Raw genomic sequence first — 23962 nt, forward strand, 5'->3', positions numbered from 1 at the left:
TTAAACCGATTAAATTGCTTATTTTTGATTAAACGGATAAATATGTACGCCTTTTACAACCCGATTTACTTCGCCTGTTGGGCAAGGATTATCTGGGGTTAATTCAAACCTTAGTGATTTTTCAAAGGCTAACATTTGTGCAAAAAGCAGATACGGGAACATCAACCAACAATCCGCCAATGGGCAATCGATTACCTGCATCTGTTTGTCTGAACTAGGTTGACCACTGAGGGCTATCACATCCATAGCAATCTTGTCATGTACTAGCTCATTGAATAAATCGTTATCATATTGACGAATGTAAGGATCGTTAGAGAAAAAGCAGACCACTAAACTGCTCGAATCAACCATAAATTTAGGCCCATGGCGTAACCCTAGTATTGAATCAAAGCGGCTGGCTATTTTGCCGGCGGTTAATTCTAAAATCTTTAAAGCTGATTCTTGTGCTACACCGGTAAAGCAACTACTGCCAACATAAATCACTCGCTCATGTGGTTGTTGTGCAAGTTGTTTGGTAATAGGTTGCCAGGTTAAAATTTTATCTTCACAGATGTTGGCAATGGTTGTAATTGTCTTACAAGCATCGTCATGGCCAATATCGCCAAGTAGTAATAACGTGGCTAACATCATGCTGCTGATACTTGACGTCATGGCAAAACCTAAATCATGTGATCCTTCAGGCATAACAAATTGCAATATACGTTTAGGGTCGTTTTTTTCATGCGCATAATCGGTTAGTGCGCAGGTTGGATTACAGGTTAAAAATAGGTGATAGCAATCTGATACTAATTGATCGGCTAATTTTACCGTTGCGATACTTTCCGGACTGTTACCGGAGCGGGCAAAAGATACCACTAATGTTTTTTTATTCGGTGATAAATATTGCAATGGATCAGCAACAATTTCAGTTGTGCCATAAGCACGGACATTACGCTTTGTATGCTCTCTTAACCAAGGTGCCAGCGCAACGCCACCAAAAGCAGAGGAGCCGGCACCGGTTAGAATGATTTCCAGATCGGGATCGGCAAGTAATGGCTGTAAAAATGCGTTTAACTGCTCGTGTTGTTGGGTAATGATTTCTAATAAGTCCCGCCAAATTTGGGGTTGTTGGCAAATCTCTTTAGCGGTATTTTCTGCGCCATGTTTTGTGAGCCAATCTAATGAGTAATCTAAATATTTTTGCATGTTCTTTATCCTATTTATTAAGTGTTTATCTGGTTAAAAAAGAGCCTGTTTATATATCTGCAATAACAACATTAATGCCTAAAGTATGTAATTGCGTTAAGTATTCTTTGGGGATTTTTGAGTCAGTGACCAGTGTTTCAATTGGGTTAATCTTTTCAATCATACAAAAGCTTTTACGACCAAATTTGCTTGAGTCGGTGACAGCGATAATTTGCCCCGAAACCTGACACATGACACGGTTAACCGATGCTTCACCAAAATTAGGTGTGGTAATGCCGGCGCTTAAATCAAATCCGTCAACACCTAAAAAGAGTTTATTGAAGTGGTACATTTTTAATTGCTGTTCAACGGTAGGTCCTGAAATGGAGTAAGCATTTTTGCGAATATTGCCGCCGGCAATAATTACTTCAATATCGGTATTAGTTGATAAGTCGTAGGCAATATTAATGGCATTAGTAAAGACAATAAGATTTTGTTTTTGGCGTAAATAGGGCACCATCGCCGCTGTCGTTGAGCCTGAGTCGAGGATAATTCGATCGCCGTCGTGCACCATTGCTGCCGCTTTTTGAGCGATTTTGTTTTTAATAGTTGAATTAATGCGGCTTTTATCCAATAAAGGGCGATCGAAAGCAAAAGTTTTGTTTAGCATTGCGCCACCGTAGGAGCGTAATACACAACCTTTTTGCTCTAAGTAACGCAGGTCATTGCGAATGGTGACAGTTGAAACGTTAAATAATTTACTGAGTTTGTTAACTGTTACTGTGTTTTTTTTACCGAGGAGGTGAATAATTTTTTCTCGTCGTTGTAATGCGTTAATTATTTCATTATTCATATAATTCTTAATTTGTTTTCATTGTGTTATTCGATTTAAACATACGAAAAGGATCGAAAAACGATAAATAAGTCACAAAACTCATTTTGTTAAAAAAGAACAGAAAATGCTTTCGTTTGAAATGAATTGAAAGGGGGGAAGGTGCCCTTTAGCGGCAAGGAAAGGTAATATTGCTTCGATAATTCAATCAATTAAGGCAAAATTAGTGACGATAAGAAAAATATTTTAGAATGATAAAAATAAGGCTAATTTCATTTTGAAGTGTGATGAACATCACAAAATGAGCAATTAATACCCAATAAACTTAAAGGCTTTGAGCTGTTTACCCAAATATTGAAGCTATTTTTAGTGTAAAAACCAAAAAGAAAACAGCGAAAAAAAAGAAAGTTATTGAAACCCTAGGGTGTTTCAATAACTTATGTTTGAATAGATTAATTTAATTGCGCTTGCTCTGCTGGTTTTTTTACCCGTTCAACCACTAACATCACGACAAAAGCAATCACAGTTAAATAGATAATGTACATACCATAAGTTGCTAGCATATCAACCAATGATCGCCCTCGCATGGCAAAATCGCGGAAGAATCGAAATAACCAGACTAAAGGAAATGCATGGCTGACATAGTAAGTCCAAATTGGCATTATGCCGACCGCCATGGTTGAACCGCCCATAATAAATCCTGGTGGTACTAGGAAAATCATCCGGCTGGCACCTTCGCCCGGGTTATTGGTTGTCCAAGATAGGAGTAAGCCTAGCCAACCGAAAGCCAGTCCGGTCATAAAGATACTCGGAACAAATGCAAAATAGTTGCCGTCAAAACGCAATTGCCCAAAAATCACCAGCACTGCGGTAATTAAGGTTAATCCTGTTGTATAAAAAAGTGCGTAGGGGATCGTTCTAGCTAAAAGTGATACAAACCCTCGTTCTAATGCCATTTCCCACATGCCGGTAACTTTTAGTCGACCAACAATCATCAGTGAAGTTAATCCATAAGTCAGTGATGAGAAAAAGTACACAAAGTAGATGATAGTTGATATTGTTGATGAACTGGCTGGGTTAAACATATACCGTGTTTTAAGTTGCATTGGCGATAAGGTCGCTTCAGTAGCTTCACGTCCTAATCCTAATGCAGCAACTTTACCGACACTCAGTTCGGCACCTAATTCTGGGATATATTCATTAAGGCTTTGTAATACTTTAGCGTTTTGCGCGTCATTAGTATCATCGGCAAAATAACCTAAACGAACAGTTTGATCACCTCGTTTAAGGCTTTTTTCTAAACCTTTAGGAATGTATAACACGCCTAAATTACGATCATGCGAAACTAAGGTAATTGGGTTTACCGGTGAGCGAATAACTTCGGAAACTTCAATGTAAGGCGAAGTATTCACTTTACTAATTAGTTCGGTTGAATAGTTCGAACCGTCAAGATCAATAACGGCAATTTTGCCTTCAAATACAGCGCCGTGACTCAGTACTATTGAGAAAACCAGCGCAACAATTGCCGCTAAGCCAATGGCAACTTTATAGTAAGGTATAAAATGGCCTGACAACATTGCGTCAAGCTCTTCAAGAATAGATTTAATGATGTTTTGCATCATTGATCGACCTCAAGTGTCATTCCGGTTAATAGATGTGGAATAGATTCCATATAAATTCTGACTTGGTAAGAAGTTAAATCCGCTTGCCCTCGTTCCCGTGTCATACGGAGGTCAGCGAAAGACGGTGCGGCAGTTGCAAAACGAACTTTACCTTTTACTTCTTTATCAAGTGCAATAACATTGGCTTTTACCATGGTGCCGGGCTGATAATCGTTGACCATTTTTTCGTTAACATAAATGTCGATATATTTTCGATCGGTTTCTAACAATACCGCTGGCGCACCATTTGGTACCATTTCGCCATCTTCAAACATCAGTTTTAAAACTTTACCGTCTTCCGGAGCAGTTAAAGTAAGACGTTTATAATTGATTTGTAGCTGTTCTAATTCTGTTTCAGCTTGAGCCAGTTGTGCTTTGAGTTGAGCTAACTGATTTTGGCGATTTTGCAGTTTTTGTCTGGCAATGGTGATTGATTGTAAAGTCATACCGGTTGCATCTTGTGTTTGTTCAAACTGGCTGACTTGCTCCGGTGTTGCACCAATCATCAGTGTTGATAGCTGGCTTTTAATTTGCAACACTTGCATTTTTGATGCGGTATAAGCATTGCTGACATTATCGAGTTGCGATTGCGATGTGTTACCGCCCTTACGCATTTGCATGTAACGGTTATACTCAATGCGATTTAAATTTTCTGTCGATTTTGCCGCTTCTAAATTGGCTTTAACCTCTTCAATTTTACGCCATGTTGATAACTCATTTAGGTTAGTTTCATTTTCGGTGATTTCAATGGCGGCTTGCTCTTGGGCAACCATTGCCTTTTGGCTGTCAACTTGTGCTTGAAGACGGTTAATAGCTAATTTTGTATCGACATCTTCGAGTTGCATTAAAAGATCACCCTTTTTCACTATTTGTGACTCTTGCACGTAACGTTTAATGAGTTTTCCGCCCACATTTTGAAAGGCAATGTTAATCTCATCAGCAGTTAATACGCCAGATTTGATGCTTTTGGCAACAGTTACAGCGTCGTTTCGTGAGCCTAAAAAGATTAAGAATGATGCAAAAGTTAATATTAATAAAAATATAACTGGGATTTTGATATTTTTTTTCATATATAGCTTATTTTCCATTTATTTAGTCAGCTAAGTATTTAAGTAAAGTAAGATGACTTTATGCTAATAAAGTCAGTTATTTTCGTAATAATTTACGTAACATCAATATTAAAGATTCTTGTTCTTGTGGATTTAAAACCTGAGCAAAAGCACGAATCGATTTTAGGTGATTGGGTAATGCATTTTGAATTAATGTTATGCCTGCTTGTGTTAATGTAATTAAACGTGACCGACCATCTTCATCATTTTTTGTCATGGATATAAGTGGGTTGGTTGCTGCTAGCATTCGTTTAACCATTACCGATACAGTTGCTGGTGTCACTCCTATACGTAATGCAAGATCGCTTGCACAAGTTTCACCTTCGGAAAACAGTGACATTAATAAGGCAAACTTGCCTTCAGAAACATCATAATCTTTAGCAAGTTGTGCATAAATATTAGATCGTATTAAATCAGCTGTGGTAATCAAGCTCAAAACGAGATCGACGCCTGAAACATCGACAATTTCATCATTAAATCTTTGAGCTCGTGCTAAGGTTTCACGAGACGGAAGTACTCTAGACTTGTAATTCAATTATCACTACTCAATTTATTTAGTCGGCTAATTATACTATTTTAATCTCAATTGGCAACAAAATTTGTTGTTTTTTAACTTAAAACGGTGTTAATCAATCTCCTGATAATTTATTAACGATTGTATTGATAATTAAGGTTTTTATGACATCACTTGTAACGTGATTAAGTGCTTACTTTGCTATTTTGGTCATCTTTTCTGTTAACTATATTTAATTAATAGCCGGGAACTTTCTTCACCGTTAAACCAGCAATTTTTTAATCTGATCATGCTTAAATCATAGACTGTTATCTTTCATGACAAGTAGTACTTAGTAAGTATATTAATGCTGATTTTTTGATTGGTGATTATTGATAACAAAATCGAGTGCAATATCAACCTAACCAAATTCGATAAAGTCATGAAGCAGTTATCTGTAATTCTTTGTTTTAAATATTGTTCTGTGGATTACTACTAAAGTGGTAATCCTTGAGGGTAATTATATTCTTGTCAAAGTCACATACAATAGCTATCAGTAATAAATTAAATAATTGAATTAAAATAAAATTGGAGCATTTGTATGAGTAAAACCAATCTCGTTATCATTGGTAATGGGATGGTTGGGCACCGCTTTATCGAGGAGTTAGTTGGTAAATCGTTGTCTGATCAGTTCAATATTACTATCTTTTGTGAAGAGCCTCGCCTTGCTTATGACCGTGTGCATCTTTCTTCTTATTTTTCTGACTATACCGCTGAAGCACTTTCACTTGTTCGAGCTGGACTTTATGAAGAAAACAATATCAATGTACTACTTAATGAGCGCGCTATCTTAATTAATCGTCAACGTAAAGAGGTTCACTCACAAACCGGTCGTATTGTTTCTTATGATAAGTTAATTATTGCAACGGGATCTTATCCTTGGGTTCCACCTATTGAAGGGGCAAATGGTTGTGATTGTTTTGTTTATCGAACAATAGAAGACCTTGATGCTATCGCCGAATGTGCTAAGCGTAGTAAGTCGGGCGCCGTTGTTGGTGGGGGCTTACTTGGGCTAGAGGCTGCCGGAGCGCTTAAAAATTTAGGTGTTGCAACGCATGTTGTTGAATTTGCGCCGGTATTAATGGCTGAACAACTGGATGTTATGGGTGGTGAGCAACTACGTCGTAAAATCGAGGAAATGGGCGTTGGCGTTCATACCTGTAAAAATACACAAGAAATTGTGCATACGCCGTCCGGTAAGATTATGCAATTTGCTGATGGCTCTGCACTGGAAGTCGATTTTATCGTGTTTTCAACCGGCATCAGACCAAATGATCAACTGGCTAAAGATTGTCAGCTTGAGATTGGTCAACGAGGCGGCATTGTTGTTAATGATAATTGCCAAACCTCAGATCCGGATATTTACGCTATTGGTGAGTGCGCATGCTGGCAAGGTAAGGTGTTTGGTTTAGTGGCGCCCGGCTATAAAATGGCTGGTGTCGCACTTGCCCATTTAATCGGTGAGCAAAGCCAATTTAATGGTGCTGATATGAGCGCTAAATTGAAATTAATGGGTGTTGATGTTGGTAGCATTGGTGATGCTAAAGGTAAAACACCTGACAGCCGAAGTTATGTGTACTTAGATGAAAATGCACCTGTTTATAAAAAGCTGGTGGTTAGCGGTGATAATAAAAGATTATTGGGTGCGGTGTTAGTCGGTGATACGGCAGATTACAGTAATTTATTACAGTTAATGTTAAATGAAATGGATCTTCCTGAGCATCCCGATACCTTAATTTTACCTGCTCATGCAGGGGCTAAACCTGCCATGGGGGTTGAGGCATTGCCAGATACGGCACAAATTTGCTCATGTTTTGATGTCACCAAAGCAAAAATTATCGATGCGATTCATGCTGGTTGTCATACGGTTGCGGCAATCAAGGCTGAAACTAAAGCTGGTACAGGTTGCGGTGGTTGTATTCCATTAGTGACTCAGCTATTAAACTCAGAATTAGCTAAACAAGGTATCGAAGTCAGTCATGCTTTATGTGAGCATTTCAAATATTCACGTCAAGAGTTATACCATTTGATTCGTGTTGAAGGGTTAAAATCGTTCAATGAAGTGATTAAAAAACATGGTAGTGGTTATGGTTGCGAAGTGTGTAAGCCAACCATTGGTTCACTACTGGCTTCTTGTTGGAATGATTATATCCTCAAACAAAATTTAATCCCGTTGCAAGATAGTAATGATATCTTTTTGGGTAATATTCAAAAAAATGGAACTTATTCGGTTATTCCTCGTAGTGCCGGTGGTGAAATCACACCAGAAGGCTTGATTGCTGTTGGTCAAATTGCCAAAAAATATCATCTCTATTCAAAAATAACTGGCTCACAGCGTATTGGACTGTTTGGCGCCCAAAAAGATGATTTGCCAGCTATTTGGAAAGAGTTAATCGATGCCGGTTTTGAAAGTGGTTATGCTTATGCTAAAGCACTTAGAATGGCTAAAACGTGTGTTGGTAGCACTTGGTGTCGCTATGGTGTAGGTGATAGTGTCGGTTTGGGTGTTGAACTGGAAAATCGCTATAAAGGTATCCGTGCACCGCATAAATTTAAACTTGGTGTTTCCGGCTGTACCCGTGAATGCGCTGAAGCGCAAGGTAAAGATATTGGTGTTATCGCAACGGAGAAGGGTTGGAATCTTTATGTCTGTGGTAACGGCGGTATGAAGCCACGACATGCTGATTTGCTTGCCGCTGATTTGGATAAGCAAACTTTAATTCAATATCTTGACCGTTTTATTATATTCTATATTCGTACTGCGGATAAATTACAGCGAACATCTGTGTGGCTGGAGAATTTAGACGGCGGAATTGATTATTTACGAAGTGTCATTATTGATAATAAGCTTGGCATTAATGACGAGCTTGAAAAAGAGATGACACGATTACGCAAGTTAACGGTTTGTGAATGGAAACAGACCGTTGAGCATCAAGAGAATCAACAACGATTTAGCCATTTTATTAATAGTAATCAGCGTGATGATAACGTGCAATTTATCGCAGAACGAGAACAACATCGCCCGGCGACAGCAGCAGAACGTAAAGCAATGTTAGAGGAGCAATAATATGAGTCAATGGATAACCATTTGTAAACTTGATGACATTTTACCTGAAACAGGGGTGTGTGCACTGGTTGGCAATGAGCATGTGGCCATTTTTCGCCCTTATGATACCGCTGAACTTTATGCTATCAGTAATATCGATCCTTTTGCCGAAGCAAGTGTATTATCGCGAGGCATTATTGGACAGCATGAAAATGAGTTGTATGTTGCAAGCCCATTAAAAAAACAGCGTTTTCGTTTGAAAGATGGCTATTGCATCGATGATGCTAAATACTCAATTGCACATTATCAAGTCAAAGTGAATGCAGACGGTTTTGTTGAAGTTAAATCGTTTTGTTAAAACAGTTTTAAAGGTTTAGATAGTTATGTATACCGAAACAATTAATAAATGTGCTACTAATGCAGCACGTATTGTTCGTTTAGCCAAAACTAATCCATTTGGGTTTTGGTTAAGTTCTGCTATGGCGGGCGCTTATGTTGGTCTTGGCATTATTTTAATTTTCACATTAGGCAATTTGCTCGATCCTTCGTTAAGACCGTTAGTTATGGGTGCAACATTTGGTATCGCCTTAACTTTAGTTGTTATCGCTGGGTCAGAGTTGTTTACTGGTCACACCATGTTTTTAACTTTTGGTGTTAAATGTAAAAAGATCACAAATAAGCAAATGTGGCTTGTTTTACCGCAGACGTGGTTAGCTAATTTATTGGGATCTATTTTTGTAGCCGCATTATATTTTTATGCCTCAACACCATTATTATCAGTCAATACCAGCTTAGTGCATAGCGCTGCACTGGCTAAAACAATGGCACCGGCAAGTGCGCTATTTTTTCGTGGCATTTTGTGTAACTGGTTAGTGTGTTTAGCCATTTGGATGGCAAATCGTGTTGAAGGGTCAGCCAAATTTATTGCCATTTGGTGGTGTTTACTTGCTTTTATTGCTTGTGGTTATGAACATTCCGTTGCCAATATGACGTTGTTTTCACTTTCATGGTTTGGTGATCATAGTGAAGCTTATAATTTAGTGGGTATCGGTCATAATTTACTTTGGGTCTCGCTGGGTAATATTGTTTCCGGTGCGGTCTTTATGGGATTAGGATACTGGTATTCAACGCCTAAAACAGAGCGACCAAAAGGATAACAGCGCCATTATGGATTATTTACCACTATTTTGTAAGTTAGAAAACCGTGAATGTCTGTTAGTTGGTGGTGGTGAAATTGCCGAGCGAAAAGCTCGGCTATTACTTGAAGCGGGTGCAAAGTTAACGGTTAATGCGCTTGAATTTAATGAGCAATTTTTATGCTGGCAAAAACAGAATCAGTTGGTACTTGAGCAAGGCGAATTCAATGCCCAATTGCTGGATAATAAATGGTTGGTTATAGCTGCAACAAATTGTCAGCAGACAAATCAAGCGGTCAGTTTAGCGGCGGAAAATCGCCGTATCTTTTGTAATGTAGTTGATTCACCGAAAGATGCCAGCTTTATTATGCCTTCTATTATTGATCGTTCGCCGATTATGGTTGCCGTATCTTCTGCCGGGCATGCACCGGTTTTAGCTCGTTTATTACGAGAAAAACTTGAATCGATTTTACCCCAGCATTTAGGTAAATTAGCGCAATATGCAGGTTATTTACGTAATAAAGCCAAACAGACTTATAAAACACTGACTGAGCGTCGCCGCTTTTGGGAGAAGCTTTTTACTCATGATCGGTTAGCGCAAGCCATTGCCAATAATGATTCACAGCAGGTTGAAAAGTTAACCAACGAGCTATTTGAACTTTCGCTTGATGATCGGGGCGAAGTTGTTTTAGTCGGTGCAGGTCCGGGTGATGCAGGGTTATTGACATTAAAAGGATTACAGCAGATCCAACAAGCTGATATTATTGTTTATGACCGTTTAGTCTCCGATGAGATAATGAATCTGGCAAGGCGTGATGCTCAACGGATATTTGTGGGTAAGCGGGCAGGGTATCACTGCGTTCCTCAAGAACAGATCAATCAGATCTTATTAGAACAAGCGCAAAAAGGTTTGCGGGTGGTTCGGTTAAAAGGGGGCGATCCGTTTATCTTTGGTCGTGGTGGGGAAGAACTTGAAACCTTATTTAATGCAAATATTCCATTTTCTGTCGTGCCCGGTATTACCGCTGCCTCTGGATGTTCAGCTTATAGCGGTATTCCATTGACTCACCGTAATTATGCACATAGTGTTCGTTTAATTACCGGACATTTAAAAGATGGTAGTCATCTTGATTGGCAAAGTTTAGCGGCGGAAAAGCAGACGTTAGTCTTTTATATGGGACTTTCACAAGCGCAAAATATTAGTCAGCAATTAATTCAGCATGGCATGAATGAGCAAACGCCGGTAGCAATTGTTGAGGAAGGTACCAGCACCAAACAGAAAGTGGTAGCCGGTTTGCTTTGTGATTTAGCCTCGTTGGCTTTACAAGCCCGTAGTCCAAGTTTAATCATTGTCGGGCCAGTTGTTGCGCTGCGAGAAAAACTCAATTGGTTTTCAAATCATTGATTTAAGCCGGCAAGGCTACTTTACAAAATAGTGGTCTTGCCGGTTATCTAAACGTTAGCCGTTTAATAGCATCATTTAATAGGCAACGGCCTTTAAAAACTTCAATTGAGTTCAGTATAATCAATTATCTTTAATTAATGCATTACTCTTTGCTCTGTAAATACCATACGGTCATTTCCATGCGTGATTTGAAATTTAATTTCTTAAAAATACTTTTTACATGAACTTTTACGGTACTTTCCACTATATCCAAATCTTTTGCGATCAATTTGTTAGATAGACCTTGCACCAGCAGATTAAATATCTCATGTTCTCTTGGTGTGAGTAACTTTACATCATGAATTTGTTTGGTCTGTGGCTTTGTGCTTTGGCGCATATAATTGATAATTATGTGCGAAATGGCTTCATCCATAATAACTTTTCCCTCCGCAATATCTTTTAAAGCGTTGAGAAAGTCTTCTGGCTCCATATCTTTCAATAAATAGCCGTCAGCACCATTTTTAAGGGCGGATATAATATCTTCTTTGTCATCTGATACGGTAAACATGATGATCCGGCTTGAGATGTTTTTTTCACGTAAATAACGTAAAATTTCTAAACCACTCATACCATGAATATTGATATCTAATAAAATAATTTCCGGTTCAAGTTTTTCCGCTAATTTAATCCCTTCAGTACCTAATCCTGTTTCACCTACAACTTCAAAGTGGTTAACAGTATTAATTAATTGCTTTACGCCATTTCTTAACATAGGGTGATCGTCAATTAGCAGTATTGAACTTTTTATCTGCTCCATTTGGTTACTCTTCTATTATCTTAAATGGAATGGTGTTGTTGGCTTTAAATTTTATCATAACTTGCGTACCTTGTTGTGGTTGACTATTGATGATCAAATTGCCATTAAGTATTTCAGCTCTATCACGCATTATCACCATACCATAATGGTTGTCTTGTTTTACATTGTTTTGTATACCGATGCCGTTATCAGCAATGCTTAAGGTAATAATTTGATTGTCATCAATTGTGAAATCAATGATGACTTGCGTCGCTTTTGCATGTTTGTAGACATTATTGAGTGCTTCACGAAGAAATTGCAATAAATGAAAAGCATGTTTACTTTGGATAATGTTGAGCGGCAATTGATATTTGAGTTGAATATTAAATTTTAGCTTTTGATTAAATTCTTCTATTAACTCCATTAAACTGGCATAAAAGCCTGTCTGGTTAAGGCGTAACCGGAAAGAGGTGATCAACTCTCTTAATTGCGAATAGGTGATATTGACCTCTTTACGCATGGTAGCCAATAGATCAATGCTATTTTGTGAAGTCAGATCCGATTGCATTTGTAAACAACTTAGGTGTATTTTTAGACAAGAAAGGGATTGAGCTATCGAGTCATGTAATTCTCTAGCCATTGCTGAGCGCTCTTTCATTAATAGATACTGTTTTTGTTGTTCTATCTGCCTATCGAGCATTATGGCTGTTGTCATCTGCTCAATTAACCCGGTAATTAGATTTTCTTGCTCGTCACTTAGGGTTACCTCTAGTGGTTGACTGGCAAATAAAACGCCGAGCTTTTCTCCATTATCTTGTAGGTACCAATAACGTTGAAAACCATTTTTTGGATAAGGTTTCGAAGGAATTAAGCAAGCATGGCAATGGGGATTTTGGCAATAAGGCAATTTTTGCTCATTATCATAACTGATCTGTTGATAGTGTTCAGGGTCTTTTGATTCATAAAAGCGAATCTGGAATTGGGTAAGTGGAACTAACTCTTCTAATTGGCGCAGTATGATTAAAAAACGTTCACATAATGGTTCTGATGTGTGGAGTTGTTTGGTTGCTTGATATTGAAACGAAATGATTTTATTGGTTTGTTGTAATTCGGCTGTTTTTTCGGCTACTCGCTCTTCGAGTAATAAGTATTGGGATTCAATTTGCTCAGACATATTGTTTAATGCTAAGCCCAATAAATCAAATTCGTTTTTTCTTGATCTAATAGTAAAACGTTCACTGAAATTGTGTTTGGAAATGGCTTCGGCCATATTAATAAGTTTACGCCAAGGGTTGAGAAGATAACGGCGTAAATAGTAACATTGTGCGATAAGAAATATCGCTATAATAATGATAAACAGTTGTTGTAAGCGGAAAATATATTGAATTTGATTTTCAGTTTTCTGATCTATTTTATTTACTAACTCATTAGTTTGTAGGACAAATTGTTCAATATCCTCTCTGATTGCATCCATTTGTTGGGCTTGATGTATTTTGGGTTTTATTGAGCTTGCCCATTTGTGTTGTAACTGTTCAAATTCACTTGATAAGTGATATTGTTTAAAAAGAGTCGAGTGTTGTTTTTCGCTGGTAATATCATTAAATATATCTAAGCGATAATTATCTTGTTGGCTTAATGGGATCATCGATAATAGCTGATAGCTTTTCATGCGAATTAGCCCTAATTGATTAATTAGGTAAGCACTACCTTTGGTATCATTAGCAACTTGAATGGAGATGGATAATGCGATTAACGCAATTATCCCGAGAAAAAACATCCATAATGAGAAGCGATTAATTGTCGAGGCGTGATAATTGGTCTTTTTTTTGGGTATTTTGCCGCTTGACATCTTATAAATAAATTACCAAGTAAATAATGATTTATCATATTGTAACGCTAAAACGGTATGTCTCAGATCTTTTTTATAACTTTTTGCGATCTTTTAGTAAACAGAGCTTGCAACAAGAATAAATTTTGCGTAAAATTCACGCCCTATAAGATTAATCAATGCAGACAAATATGTACAATCAAGTAATGGTCTGTTTTTTATTGCGGAGTTGAGTATGTACGCAGTTTTCCAAAGTGGTGGCAAACAACACCGAGTCAGCGAAGGACAAGTCGTTCGCTTGGAAAAAATTGAAGTCGAAACTGGTTCTGAAATCGTTTTCGATAAAGTTTTAATGGTAGCAAATGGTGAAGACATCAAAGTTGGTGCTCCGTTTGTTGAAGGTGCAACAATTAAAGCAGAGATTGTTGAACACGGTCGTGGTGACAAAGTGAAAATCGTTAAATTCCGTCGTCGTAAACACTATCGTAAACAACAAGGTCACCGTCAGTGGTTCACTGATGTGAAGATCACTGCAATCGCTTAATAGGAGTATCGAACAATGGCACATAAGAAGGCTGGTGGTTCATCACGTAATGGTCGTGATTCCCAAAGTAAACGTTTAGGTGTTAAACGTTATGGTAGTCAAGAAGTTCTTGCTGGAAATATCTTAGTTCGTCAACGTGGAACTCAATTCCACCCAGGCACAAACGTAGGTTGTGGTCGTGACCATACACTATTTGCCTTAATCGATGGACAAGTAAAATTCGAAGTTAAAGGACCAAAAAACCGTCGTTATGTTAGTGTAATTGCTAACAGCTAATTAAAAGCGGTTCAAAAGTTTATAGAAGCCTCACAGTTATTGTGGGGCTTTTTTCATTTCTTGAATTTTATATAATATTACCCATTATGATAACACCACAAAATGTCAAATTAGGTTTTGCATTAGCAATGTTAACCGCTGTTATGTGGGGCATTGTGCCAATTGCAATGAAATATGCTTTAGTGGTTGTCGATCCGTTAACCTTAGCATGGTCGAGATTGGCTATTTCAGCTGTTGGTATCACAATATGGCTGGCATATAAAAAACAGTTCCCTAATTTAGCGATGTTTAAAAAACGTCGTCGTTTTGTCTTATTGATGATTGCCGGATTTGGTTTGCTCGGCAATTTTGCTTTATTTGCCAGTGCAGTTCAGTACCTTTCTGCGACAACGGCTCAAGTTGTGGGGCAAATGGGCATTGTGGTATTTATGATTTCAAGTGCTTTTGTTTTTAAAGAAAGATTAAGACCAACCCAGATCATTGGGATTTTGGTATTATTAATTGGGTTAGTACTATTTTTTAATAAAAATATTGCAGATCTGTTTTCAAACATGTCTACCTATGGCATTGGTGTTTGGCTAGGGTTGCTTGCTTCGGTCTCTTGGGCATGTTATGCGCTTGCGCAAAAAGTATTATTGCGAAAATTACGGGCAGAACAGTTATTATGGTTGATTTATTTGATCTGTACGGTCGGTCTATTACCGTTCACCTCTCCAACCAAATTGGCTAATGCTGATGCTACTCAGCTATTTGCTATTGTATTTTGTGGTTTAAATACCATTATTGCTTATGGTGCATTAGTGATGGCAATGGAGCGTTGGCAGGCGGCGCAAGTGAGTGCGATAACAACATTAACACCACTGTTTGCGTTAATCTTTTCGGATTTGTTTGCCTTAATTTGGCCGGAAAAGTTTGCAATGCAATATTTAAATATTTTAGGTTATATTGGCGCATTATCGGTTGTAGCTGGTGCTATGTTTGCAACTATTGGGCATTATATATGGCACCCTAGAAAAGGTTTGCTAATTAACCGCAACAAAGAGGATAAATAATGAAATTTGTTGATGAAGCATCAATCCGAGTTGAAGCCGGTGATGGCGGAAATGGTTGTGTCGGTTTTCGTCGTGAAAAGTATATTCCAAAAGGTGGTCCAGATGGTGGTGACGGTGGCGATGGTGGTGATGTATTTTTTATCGCAGATGAGAATCTCAACACATTAGTTGATTTTCAGTTTGAAAAAAACTATCGTGCAGAGCGTGGTCAAAATGGGCAAGGCTCAGATTGTACTGGTAAGCGTGGTAAAGATATTACTGTTAAAGTTCCGGTTGGAACAAGGATCACTGACAAATATACTGGTGAGATCATTGGTGATTTAACGCATCACCAACAAAAGGTTTTAGTTGCTAAAGGTGGTTTCCATGGGCTTGGCAATGCACGGTTTAAATCATCGGTTAATCGAGCACCTAGACAAAAAACCGACGGTACTCCCGGTGAAAAACGTGATGTATTATTAGAACTGTTATTACTTGCTGATGTAGGAATGTTAGGATTACCAAATGCGGGTAAATCTACCTTTATTCGTTCCGTATCGGCCGCTAAGCCGAAAGTTGCCGATTATCCTTTTACCACGTTAGTGCCGAGTTTAGGTGTGGTGAGAATGGATAACGAGCAAAGTTTTGTGGTTGCTGATATTCCCGGCTTAATTGAAGGTGCATCAGACGGCGCTGGGCTTGGTATTCGTTTTTTAAAACACTTAGAACGCTGTAGGGTTTTAGTTCATCTAATTGATATTGCTCCAATTGATAAATCAGATCCAATTGAAAATGCTAAAGTTATTATTCAAGAACTTCACCAATATAGTGAAAAATTAGCCAATAAACCACGCTGGTTAGTATTTAATAAAATGGATGTATTGGGTGAAGAAGAAAGCGCCAAACGTGCAGCGGAAATTGCAAAAGCACTCGATTGGAATGATAAATATTATGTGATTTCAGCGGTTAATCATGAAGGTGTAAAAGCTTTATGTTGGGATCTCATGGATTACATGAATGCGCATCCTCGTGAAGCAGAAGAAGCAGAAACGGCAGCAGAAAAAGTGGAATTTATGTGGGATGATTATCATCAACAGGCTATGGATGATGCTTTTGATGATGACGATGATGATTTCGATGACTGGGATGAAAGCGACGAAGAAGGCGTTGAATTCATTTACCAAAAATAATAAAGCGGTATTTATCGCGGCTATCTCATTTGTTAAATAAAAATAATAATTTCTACAATGCAGGGTAACTTACCCTGCACTTATCTTAATTTATTTTCATAGAATCAATTAGTTAGTATTTCCATGCCGTTTAATTAGACCGGTCTATCTTCTTTATTTGGAAAAAATCAAAAAAACTACTTGCTTTTATTAATGAGAATGATTATCATTCAATTGTACTTTGTTAGAGAGTTGAAAGACTTCTGAAAAAGTATGACATTGCTCACATTGCTTCCAATGTTTGCCAGCCTAGCCAACTATGCTGGCTTTTTTATTATGTATGGTGAGTTAATCGCACTTTATTTATTATGCCTACTATAAAGTGATCTACTTACTTCAAGCAAAGCGCAAACAGCTTCAATCTAAACATATCTTTATTTATTCGTATGGTAGGCTTCAATATAATCTCTTACCTTCACCAAAATAGTATCGATTTCAGCACATTGATAATAAAAAGACATGAATTACACAGATAAACATGATTTGGTTCAGTAAAGCTTTATATGATAAGGTTGATACTATTCAGGTTTATTTCTACTCATTGATAACATCAAATAAAATGAGTAATGCGGCACTCCCACCAAATTCTTTCGGTGCTTGATGAAAACAGATAATGTTAGGATGTTGTGCTAACCACATCGGAGTCTGTTTTTTCAAAATATTTTTGCCATGCCCATACATAATACAAGCACATTGTGCTTTTTCGCGTAAACAGGCCGCAATGAGTGCGGCTATTTCTTTTTTCGCCTCTTTCTGAGTTAGTCCATGCAGATCTAAAAAGAATTCTGGCTCATAAAATCCCCGACGTAATTGTTTAATCTCATAAGGATCAGCATTTTCACGACTGTAGCGAATAGGATCTTGTTGTAACAGTGGCTGATAATTATCAGAAAAATAAAACTCAGCATTTATTTTTGCTAATTGCTGTTTTTGTGTTTCAATCACTTTTTGGGTGCGTTTTTGTGGTTTATGAATCACGGTGTCTTGTTTTATTTTTTTTGTATTACCAATACTACTTTTAAACAAGCTTAGGTCTTCATCACTTAAATTAAATTTATCAGACATTGGTTATCACTCAGGGTAAACTTTTTGTTTAAATTCACATAAATCTTCAATAACACAAGCCCCGCAACGAGGTTTTCGGGCAATGCAGGTATAACGCCCATGCAAAATTAACCAGTGGTGACAGTTAATTTTATATTTTTCGGGGACAACTTTTAATAATTTTTCTTCAACAGCTTCAACGGTTTTTCCGGGCGCAAAACCAGTACGATTACTTACCCGAAAGATATGGGTATCAACCGCTATAGTTGGCCAACCAAAAGCCGTGTTTAAAACTACGTTAGCGGTTTTTCTGCCTACACCGGGTAGCGAAATAAGCGCATTAAAATTCTCCGGTACTTCGCTTTGATATCTTTCAATTAATATCTGACAGGTTTTAATAATGTTTTCTGCCTTGCTATTATACAGTCCAATTGTGCGTATGTACTGTTTAAGCTTCTCAACCCCAAGTGCTAAAATTTGTTCAGGTGTGTTAGCAACAGCAAATAAAGGCTTAGTCGCTTTATTAACGCTCACATCGGTTGCTTGCGCTGAAAGCACAACCGCAATAAGTAATTCAAAAGGGGTTTGATATACCAGTTCGGTTGTTGGATCTTTAATGTGTTGTTTTAACTTTTCTAAAATCTGAATGCGAGTTGATTGTTTCACGTAATAATTATATATAAGAAAGATTATTTATTATTATATACTTTAATTTTGGTATTATCTTTAGATTAAACTGAGTTTTTATATTGATATATTCTATCAAAAATATCGTGCGTATTTATAGAAGCGCTGTGTAGTGATTTGATTAAGGTGATTTTTCCTTTTTTGTTGTTGAACATCTCTTGATTGTCTGCTTTTTAGCAAGGGGTTTTTGTGATAAGCTAGTCAACCATTTTTTAATTTCATAAATACAAGGTTTGTTATAAAAATGTCGTTACCAATGATTGTCACCTTTGCTGTGTACATTTTAGGAATGATTGCGATTGGTTTTTTTGCGTTTCGTGCAACGCGAAACTTTGGTGATTATATATTGGGTGGACGTCGTATTGGTAGTGTTGTGACAGCGCTTTCTGCCGGTGCTTCCGACATGAGTGGTTGGTTATTAATGGGACTGCCGGGTGCCGTTTTTTTATTTGGTATTTCGCAAAGTTGGATTGCAATAGGTCTAATTATTGGGGCGTACCTTAATTGGCTACTTATTGCCGGTCGGCTACGAGTTTTTACTGAGATCAATCACAACTCTTTAACTTTACCTGATTATTTTGCTCGTCGATTTGATGATAAAAGTACGTTGTTACGGATTATTTCGGCGGTCATTATTCTTATCTTTTTTACTATCTATTGCGCTTCTGGCGTGGTTGCTGGTGCAAAATTGTTCGAAAGTACCTTTGGTATGAGTTACGGCTGGGCAATGTTAGCTGGAGCCGGCGCTACCATAGCTTATACGTTTATCGGTGGTTTTTTAGCTGTTAGCTGGACAGATACCATTCAAGCTAGTTTGATGATGTTTGCACTTATTCTGACGCCGATTATGGTTATGGTCAATGCCGGTGGATTTACCGATGCAATGGCTAATATCAAATCGCTTAATCCTGATTATACTAACATATTTGCCCATATGGATTTTGTTGCTATTGTTTCATTATTAGGTTGGGGGTTAGGCTATTTTGGGCAACCACATATTTTAGCTAGATTTATGGCGGCAGATTCGCATGAGGTGATGAAAAATGCTCGTCGAATCAGTATGACATGGATGATTTTATGTTTAGCTGGTGCAATAACGGTTGGATTTTTTGGTATTGCCTTTTTTGCTAATAATCCTGATCTGGCTTATTTAATTAATAATGGTAAGCATGAACGAATTTTTATTGAGTTATCTAAACTACTGTTTAACCCTTGGATTGCAGGCATCTTACTTGCTGCTATTTTAGCCGCAGTGATGAGCACCTTAAGTTGCCAACTCTTAGTTTGCTCAAGTGCTTTAACGGAAGATTTTTATCGTGCATTTTTTAGACCACAAGCTAAGCAACGTGAATTGGTTTGGGTTGGTCGCATTATGGTATTAATTGTTTCTGTTATTGCGATTTTACTGGCGATTAATCCTAACAATAGTGTACTTGATTTAGTAAGCCATGCTTGGGCTGGCTTTGGTGCGGCTTTTGGACCTATTGTGGTTTTTTCAGTATTTTGGTCTCGTATGACCCGAAATGGTGCACTAGCTGGCATGGTGGTTGGTGCGATAACCGTTTTACTATGGATCAATTTTAATTGGTTCAATCTCTATTCACTTATTCCCGGATTTTTATTTGCTTCAATCGCTATTGTGATTTTTAGTTTATGTGATAAAAAACCTAACGAAATAGTGGAAGATCATTTTAAACAAGCGTATAAACGTTATCATAACAAAACTGAGTAAATCTTACTTTAGTAGAATATCATTGTAACAAAATTTAATAGGTAAAAATCATGACAAAAAATGTGATCAAACAACTACAAGAGCGTGGACTGATTGCTCAGCTTACTGATGAAAAAGCACTAATAGAACAAGTCGAACAAAATCCTATTGCGCTTTATTGTGGTTTTGATCCAACGGCTGATAGTTTGCATCTTGGTCATTTAGTTCCATTACTTTGTTTAAAACGTTTTCAACTAGCCGGGCATAAGCCTGTGGCTCTAGTTGGTGGCGCAACTGGTTTGATTGGCGATCCTAGCTTTAAAGCTGTTGAACGAAAACTCAATACCGAACAAACAGTTGTTGAGTGGAGTGAGAAAATCAAACAACAAGTCTCGCCATTTTTAGATTTTAATTGTGGTGAAAATGCCGCAATTGTAGCTAACAACTATGATTGGTTTAGTGGCATGAATGTACTGGCTTTTTTGCGTGATATTGGCAAATATTTTTCGGTTAATGCGATGATTAATAAAGAATCAGTTAAGCAACGAATTGACCGTGACGAAGTGGGTATTTCATTTACAGAATTTTCTTATAGCTTACTGCAAGCTTATGATTTTGCTTGTTTAAATCAATCGCAAAATGTTGTTTTGCAAATCGGTGGTTCTGACCAGTGGGGGAATATTACCGCAGGTATTGATTTAACCCGACGATTACATCAAAAACAAGTTTATGGTTTAACTGTACCGTTGATTACTAAGTCTGACGGGACTAAATTCGGTAAAACTGAAAGTGGTGCGGTATGGCTTGATCCTAAGAAAACCAGTCCTTATAAATTCTATCAATTTTGGATTAATACTGCTGATGCTGATGTTTATCGATTCTTGAAATTCTTTACTTTCATGCCATTGAATGAAATAGATGCATTAGAACAAGAAGATAAAAATAGTGGCGTTGCACCAAGAGCTCAATATGTACTTGCCGAACAAGTTACCCGTTTAGTTCATGGGGAAGAAGGGCTTATTGCTGCTAAACGAATCACCGAAAGTCTATTTTCCGGTAAATTGACCGACTTGTCCGAGGCTGATTTTGAACAATTAGCGCAAGACGGTATGCCAACTTTAGCGGTGAGTGATGAAATTGATTTACAACAAGCAATTGTTAATGCTGAGTTTGCCCCGTCCAGAGGTCAAGCAAGAACAATGATTGAATCAAATGCTATTTCGATTAATGGTGAGCGTAATGCAACAACGGATTATCGATTCGCTGATAGTGATAAACTTTTTAACCGTTATACTTTACTTCGTCGTGGTAAGAAATATTACTGCTTATTAATTTGGAATTAATTTTATGAAAAATATATTATCGATTCAGTCACATGTGGTATTTGGTCATGCTGGAAATAGTGCCGCCGTCTTCCCGATGCGTCGATTGGGCGTGAATGTTTGGCCTTTAAATACAGTACAATTTTCTAATCATACTCAATATCGTCAATGGACTGGAACGGTAATGCCTGCATCTCATCTAACTGAGATTGTTGATGGAATTAATGCAATTGATGAATTAAAGCATTGTGATGCGATCCTAAGTGGTTATATGGGATCGCCCGAGCAGGGTAATGCAATTATTGAAATTGTAAAAAAAGTAAAAGCAGTTAACCCTAATGCACTTTATCTATGTGATCCTGTTATGGGGCACCCTGAAAAAGGCTGTTTTGTCGCCCCGGGGGTCGCTGAATTTTTATGTAATAGCGCTTTACCAATGGCCGATATGATGGCGCCTAATATATTAGAGCTTGAGGAGCTAAATGGTAAGCAGCAAATCAAAAATGTTGATGAAGCGATTGTTGCCTGTCGTGAACTTTGTAAAAAAGGGCCGAAAGCTATTTTAGTAAAACACTTAAGTCGAGCCGGTTATCGTAAAGATCGTTTTGAAATGCTTTTAGTGACTGAGCAAGAAGCATGGCATATTGAACGCCCATTAGTTGATTTTGGTGAAAGACAACCAGTTGGTGTCGGTGATATGACAAGTGGCTTGTTTTTAGCCAATATTTTGCTTGGAAAATCACTGGTTGAAGCTTTAGAACATACTACATCAGCTGTATACGCAGTTATGCTAGAAACGTTGAAACGAGAGGCGTATGAATTACAATTAGTGGCTGCCCAAAATGAAATTGAAACACCAAATCAATGGTTCAAAGCGAAAAGAATTGATTAATTTTGTAAATATGTAAAAATATAGAAAATTTACGGATACAGTATTAAACGAGGGGATTAATGGAAGACAATATTTCATTGGGTAAGATTCTTTCCAATTCAAGAGATAATTTAGGATTAACTCAAGAAGATATTGCCAATAAACTTCATGTACGTAAGGCGGTTGTATCAGAAATTGAAAACGACCAGCTTGTTCATGCCCCTTTTGTTTTTGTTAAAGGTTATATTCGTGCTTATGCTGAAATTGTTGGTTTGCCAAATGAAGAGTATCAACCTTATCTTGAAGATTTGAAAAAACAGTATTCATCTCAGAAGATTGCTGAGCTTGTTCCGAAAGATAAAAAAACAAAAGGTAGTAGTAAAGTTCTATTTGCCTTCTTATTTATTTTCTTATGTGCCTTAGGTGCCACACTTTATTTTGTGACTAAGCAAGATAAAAGTAATCTTGTTGAAGTTAGCCATTATATTTCCCCACCAACATCAGATCGTGTTAACAGTTAGCAAATTTTCTTAATCTCATACAGACATTTGCTGTAATTCTTGTTAAGATTGCCAGCTAGTTATTTTGTAATATGATTAGGCAGGTTATGAGTCATCACGATTCACCAATTAACAGAAGAGAATCAACCCGAATTTATGTCGGCAATGTTCCTATTGGTGGCGGTGCGCCTATTGCTGTTCAGTCCATGACCAATACGCGTACAACTGATGTTGAAAAAACAGTTGCTCAAATTCAAGCGCTTGAGCGTGTTGGTGTTGATATTGTTCGTGTTTCAATACCGACAATGGATGCAGCTGAAGCATTCAAATTTATAAAACAACAAGCAAAAGTACCACTTATTGCCGATATACATTTTGATTATCGTATTGCTTTAAAAGTAGCTGAATATGGGGTTGATTGTTTAAGGATTAATCCCGGAAATATCGGTAATGAATCAAGGATTCGAACGGTTGTTGATTGTGCTAAAGATAAAAATATCCCAATACGTATTGGGGTAAATTCGGGCTCATTAGAAAAAGATATTCAAGAAAAATATGGTGAGCCAACACCGCAAGCTATTGTTGAGTCAGCTATGCGCCATGTTGAGATACTGGACAAATTAAACTTTGATCAGTTTAAAGTAAGTGTTAAAGCATCAGATGTTTTTACTGCGGTTGATTCATATCGCTTGCTTGCAAAACAGATCAAGCAACCATTACATTTAGGGATAACTGAAGCTGGTGGTGTGCGCAGTGGTGCGGTAAAATCTGCAATAGGATTAGGGTTGTTGTTAGCTCAAGGCATTGGTGATACGTTGCGTGTTTCGTTAGCAGCGGATCCAACCGAAGAAGTAAAAGTTGGTTTTGATATTTTAAAATCGTTACGTATCCGCTCTCGTGGTATTAATTTTATTGCTTGTCCAACCTGTTCAAGGCAAGAGTTTGATGTCATTAATACGGTAAATATTCTAGAGCAACGTTTAGAAGATATTATTACGCCAATGGATGTATCAATTATTGGTTGTGTGGTCAATGGTCCGGGCGAAGCATTAGCTTCGACTATGGGTGTTGCTGGTGGTCATAATAAAAGTGGTTTTTATGAAGACGGCGTTCGTATTGGTCGTATCGATAACGAGCAAATGATCGATGAGTTAGAAGCCAAAATACGAGCAAAAGCATCACTATTAAAAAACAGAATTGCAGCAACTGAACTATAATTTTATTAGATAGCGAATAAA

The 23962-nt window shown here is 37.6% G+C and carries 22 protein-coding genes; 13 read left to right on the forward strand and 9 right to left on the reverse strand.

Annotation, left to right across the window (positions count from 1 at the left end):
• Positions 1–18: 18 nt before the first annotated feature.
• From GYM74_RS01115 to GYM74_RS01135, 5 genes are all read right to left on the reverse strand, one after another.
• Positions 19–1185 (reverse strand): SIS domain-containing protein, encoded by a 1167-nt coding sequence (locus GYM74_RS01115; RefSeq protein ID WP_220218667.1) that lies wholly within the window; start codon positions 1183–1185, stop codon positions 19–21.
• 49 nt (positions 1186–1234) lie between these two features.
• Positions 1235–2017 carry a transcriptional repressor AgaR gene (gene agaR / locus GYM74_RS01120; protein WP_220218668.1) on the reverse strand — a complete coding sequence of 261 codons (783 nt, stop codon included), beginning with the start codon at positions 2015–2017 and terminating at the stop codon, positions 1235–1237.
• Positions 2018–2448: 431 nt separating this feature from the next.
• On the reverse strand, positions 2449–3618 hold the full coding sequence (locus GYM74_RS01125) for an ABC transporter permease (RefSeq protein ID WP_220218669.1): 1170 nt from the start codon (positions 3616–3618) through the stop codon (positions 2449–2451).
• On the reverse strand, positions 3615–4727 hold the full coding sequence (locus GYM74_RS01130) for an HlyD family secretion protein (protein WP_220218670.1): 1113 nt from the start codon (positions 4725–4727) through the stop codon (positions 3615–3617). The genes GYM74_RS01125 and GYM74_RS01130 overlap by 4 nt, the downstream gene beginning before the upstream one ends.
• Positions 4728–4803: 76 nt before the next feature.
• Positions 4804–5301, reverse strand: coding sequence for a MarR family winged helix-turn-helix transcriptional regulator (locus GYM74_RS01135; RefSeq protein ID WP_220218671.1), 498 nt, complete (start codon positions 5299–5301; stop codon positions 4804–4806).
• Positions 5302–5860: 559 nt separating this feature from the next.
• On the opposite strand from GYM74_RS01135, the gene nirB reads away from it, so the two are divergent.
• Genes nirB through cysG form a run of 4 tightly spaced genes read left to right on the forward strand, consistent with a single transcriptional unit; the run spans position 5861 to position 10906 of the window.
• Positions 5861–8386, forward strand: coding sequence for a nitrite reductase large subunit NirB (gene nirB / locus GYM74_RS01140; protein WP_220218672.1), 2526 nt, complete (start codon positions 5861–5863; stop codon positions 8384–8386).
• A gap of 1 nt (position 8387) precedes the next feature.
• Positions 8388–8723 (forward strand): nitrite reductase small subunit NirD, encoded by a 336-nt coding sequence (gene nirD, locus GYM74_RS01145; protein WP_220218673.1) that lies wholly within the window; start codon positions 8388–8390, stop codon positions 8721–8723.
• A 25-nt stretch (positions 8724–8748) separates the two neighbouring features.
• Complete coding sequence (gene nirC / locus GYM74_RS01150) at positions 8749–9522, forward strand: nitrite transporter NirC (RefSeq protein ID WP_220218674.1); 774 nt, start codon at positions 8749–8751, stop codon at positions 9520–9522.
• Between the two features lie 10 nt (positions 9523–9532).
• Complete coding sequence (gene cysG / locus GYM74_RS01155) at positions 9533–10906, forward strand: siroheme synthase CysG (RefSeq protein ID WP_220218675.1); 1374 nt, start codon at positions 9533–9535, stop codon at positions 10904–10906.
• 142 nt (positions 10907–11048) lie between these two features.
• Here cysG and narL read toward each other — a convergent pair whose 3' ends face one another.
• Complete coding sequence (gene narL, locus GYM74_RS01160; protein WP_220218676.1) at positions 11049–11702, reverse strand: two-component system response regulator NarL; 654 nt, start codon at positions 11700–11702, stop codon at positions 11049–11051.
• 4 nt (positions 11703–11706) lie between these two features.
• Entirely contained in the window at positions 11707–13530 is a 1824-nt protein-coding gene (gene narX, locus GYM74_RS01165) for a nitrate/nitrite two-component system sensor histidine kinase NarX (RefSeq protein WP_220218677.1), read from the reverse strand.
• Positions 13531–13744: 214 nt separating this feature from the next.
• On the opposite strand from narX, the gene rplU reads away from it, so the two are divergent.
• The 4 genes from rplU (at position 13745) to cgtA (ending at position 16550) form a co-directional block, all read left to right on the forward strand.
• Positions 13745–14053, forward strand: coding sequence for a 50S ribosomal protein L21 (gene rplU / locus GYM74_RS01170; protein WP_220218678.1), 309 nt, complete (start codon positions 13745–13747; stop codon positions 14051–14053).
• Positions 14054–14068: 15 nt separating this feature from the next.
• On the forward strand, positions 14069–14329 hold the full coding sequence (rpmA, locus tag GYM74_RS01175) for a 50S ribosomal protein L27 (protein ID WP_025314437.1): 261 nt from the start codon (positions 14069–14071) through the stop codon (positions 14327–14329).
• Between the two features lie 86 nt (positions 14330–14415).
• Positions 14416–15381: a DMT family transporter gene (locus GYM74_RS01180; protein WP_220218679.1), complete on the forward strand. Its 966-nt coding sequence runs from the start codon at positions 14416–14418 to the stop codon at positions 15379–15381.
• Complete coding sequence (gene cgtA, locus GYM74_RS01185) at positions 15381–16550, forward strand: Obg family GTPase CgtA (protein ID WP_220218680.1); 1170 nt, start codon at positions 15381–15383, stop codon at positions 16548–16550. Before GYM74_RS01180 ends, cgtA begins: the two co-directional genes overlap by 1 nt.
• 573 nt (positions 16551–17123) lie before the next feature.
• On the opposite strand, the gene smrB is transcribed toward cgtA, so the two are convergent.
• Together smrB and nth are read right to left on the reverse strand one after the other, a co-directional pair.
• Entirely contained in the window at positions 17124–17654 is a 531-nt protein-coding gene (smrB, locus tag GYM74_RS01190; RefSeq protein ID WP_220218681.1) for an endonuclease SmrB, read from the reverse strand.
• A gap of 6 nt (positions 17655–17660) precedes the next feature.
• The gene (nth, locus tag GYM74_RS01195; RefSeq protein ID WP_255556188.1) at positions 17661–18299 is read right to left on the reverse strand and encodes an endonuclease III; all 639 of its coding nucleotides are present in this window, start codon (positions 18297–18299) and stop codon (positions 17661–17663) included.
• 259 nt (positions 18300–18558) lie between these two features.
• Between nth and putP the strand changes: the two genes are divergently transcribed.
• The 5 genes from putP to ispG all read left to right on the forward strand — a co-directional run bounded on the left by putP (position 18559) and on the right by ispG (position 23941).
• Complete coding sequence (gene putP / locus GYM74_RS01200) at positions 18559–20052, forward strand: sodium/proline symporter PutP (protein ID WP_366518715.1); 1494 nt, start codon at positions 18559–18561, stop codon at positions 20050–20052.
• Between the two features lie 50 nt (positions 20053–20102).
• The gene (gene tyrS, locus GYM74_RS01205) at positions 20103–21374 is read left to right on the forward strand and encodes a tyrosine--tRNA ligase (protein ID WP_220218683.1); all 1272 of its coding nucleotides are present in this window, start codon (positions 20103–20105) and stop codon (positions 21372–21374) included.
• A gap of 4 nt (positions 21375–21378) precedes the next feature.
• Positions 21379–22245, forward strand: a complete 867-nt coding sequence (gene pdxY, locus GYM74_RS01210) for a pyridoxal kinase PdxY (protein ID WP_220218684.1) — start codon at positions 21379–21381, stop codon at positions 22243–22245.
• 59 nt (positions 22246–22304) lie between these two features.
• Positions 22305–22745 carry a RodZ family helix-turn-helix domain-containing protein gene (locus GYM74_RS01215; protein ID WP_220218685.1) on the forward strand — a complete coding sequence of 147 codons (441 nt, stop codon included), beginning with the start codon at positions 22305–22307 and terminating at the stop codon, positions 22743–22745.
• Between the two features lie 86 nt (positions 22746–22831).
• Positions 22832–23941 (forward strand): flavodoxin-dependent (E)-4-hydroxy-3-methylbut-2-enyl-diphosphate synthase, encoded by a 1110-nt coding sequence (gene ispG / locus GYM74_RS01220; protein WP_220218686.1) that lies wholly within the window; start codon positions 22832–22834, stop codon positions 23939–23941.
• Positions 23942–23962 lie beyond the last annotated feature (21 nt).

Source organism: Gilliamella sp. ESL0405 (assembly GCF_019469205.1).
Lineage (GTDB): Bacteria > Pseudomonadota > Gammaproteobacteria > Enterobacterales > Orbaceae > Gilliamella.

Coding starts and splice junctions, on each gene's coding strand:
- cysG (WP_220218675.1), top strand. CDS start 9,533: ATGGATTATTTACCACTATTTTGTAAGTTAGAAAACCGTGAATGTCTG.
- narL (WP_220218676.1), bottom strand. CDS start 11,702: ATGGAGCAGATAAAAAGTTCAATACTGCTAATTGACGATCACCCTATG.
- rpmA (WP_025314437.1), top strand. CDS start 14,069: ATGGCACATAAGAAGGCTGGTGGTTCATCACGTAATGGTCGTGATTCC.
- ispG (WP_220218686.1), top strand. CDS start 22,832: ATGAGTCATCACGATTCACCAATTAACAGAAGAGAATCAACCCGAATT.
- GYM74_RS01130 (WP_220218670.1), bottom strand. CDS start 4,727: ATGAAAAAAAATATCAAAATCCCAGTTATATTTTTATTAATATTAACT.
- GYM74_RS01215 (WP_220218685.1), top strand. CDS start 22,305: ATGGAAGACAATATTTCATTGGGTAAGATTCTTTCCAATTCAAGAGAT.
- tyrS (WP_220218683.1), top strand. CDS start 20,103: ATGACAAAAAATGTGATCAAACAACTACAAGAGCGTGGACTGATTGCT.
- smrB (WP_220218681.1), bottom strand. CDS start 17,654: ATGTCTGATAAATTTAATTTAAGTGATGAAGACCTAAGCTTGTTTAAA.
- GYM74_RS01180 (WP_220218679.1), top strand. CDS start 14,416: ATGATAACACCACAAAATGTCAAATTAGGTTTTGCATTAGCAATGTTA.
- agaR (WP_220218668.1), bottom strand. CDS start 2,017: ATGAATAATGAAATAATTAACGCATTACAACGACGAGAAAAAATTATT.
- nirC (WP_220218674.1), top strand. CDS start 8,749: ATGTATACCGAAACAATTAATAAATGTGCTACTAATGCAGCACGTATT.
- pdxY (WP_220218684.1), top strand. CDS start 21,379: ATGAAAAATATATTATCGATTCAGTCACATGTGGTATTTGGTCATGCT.
- GYM74_RS01115 (WP_220218667.1), bottom strand. CDS start 1,185: ATGCAAAAATATTTAGATTACTCATTAGATTGGCTCACAAAACATGGC.
- GYM74_RS01125 (WP_220218669.1), bottom strand. CDS start 3,618: ATGATGCAAAACATCATTAAATCTATTCTTGAAGAGCTTGACGCAATG.
- narX (WP_220218677.1), bottom strand. CDS start 13,530: ATGTCAAGCGGCAAAATACCCAAAAAAAAGACCAATTATCACGCCTCG.
- rplU (WP_220218678.1), top strand. CDS start 13,745: ATGTACGCAGTTTTCCAAAGTGGTGGCAAACAACACCGAGTCAGCGAA.
- nirD (WP_220218673.1), top strand. CDS start 8,388: ATGAGTCAATGGATAACCATTTGTAAACTTGATGACATTTTACCTGAA.
- nirB (WP_220218672.1), top strand. CDS start 5,861: ATGAGTAAAACCAATCTCGTTATCATTGGTAATGGGATGGTTGGGCAC.
- cgtA (WP_220218680.1), top strand. CDS start 15,381: ATGAAATTTGTTGATGAAGCATCAATCCGAGTTGAAGCCGGTGATGGC.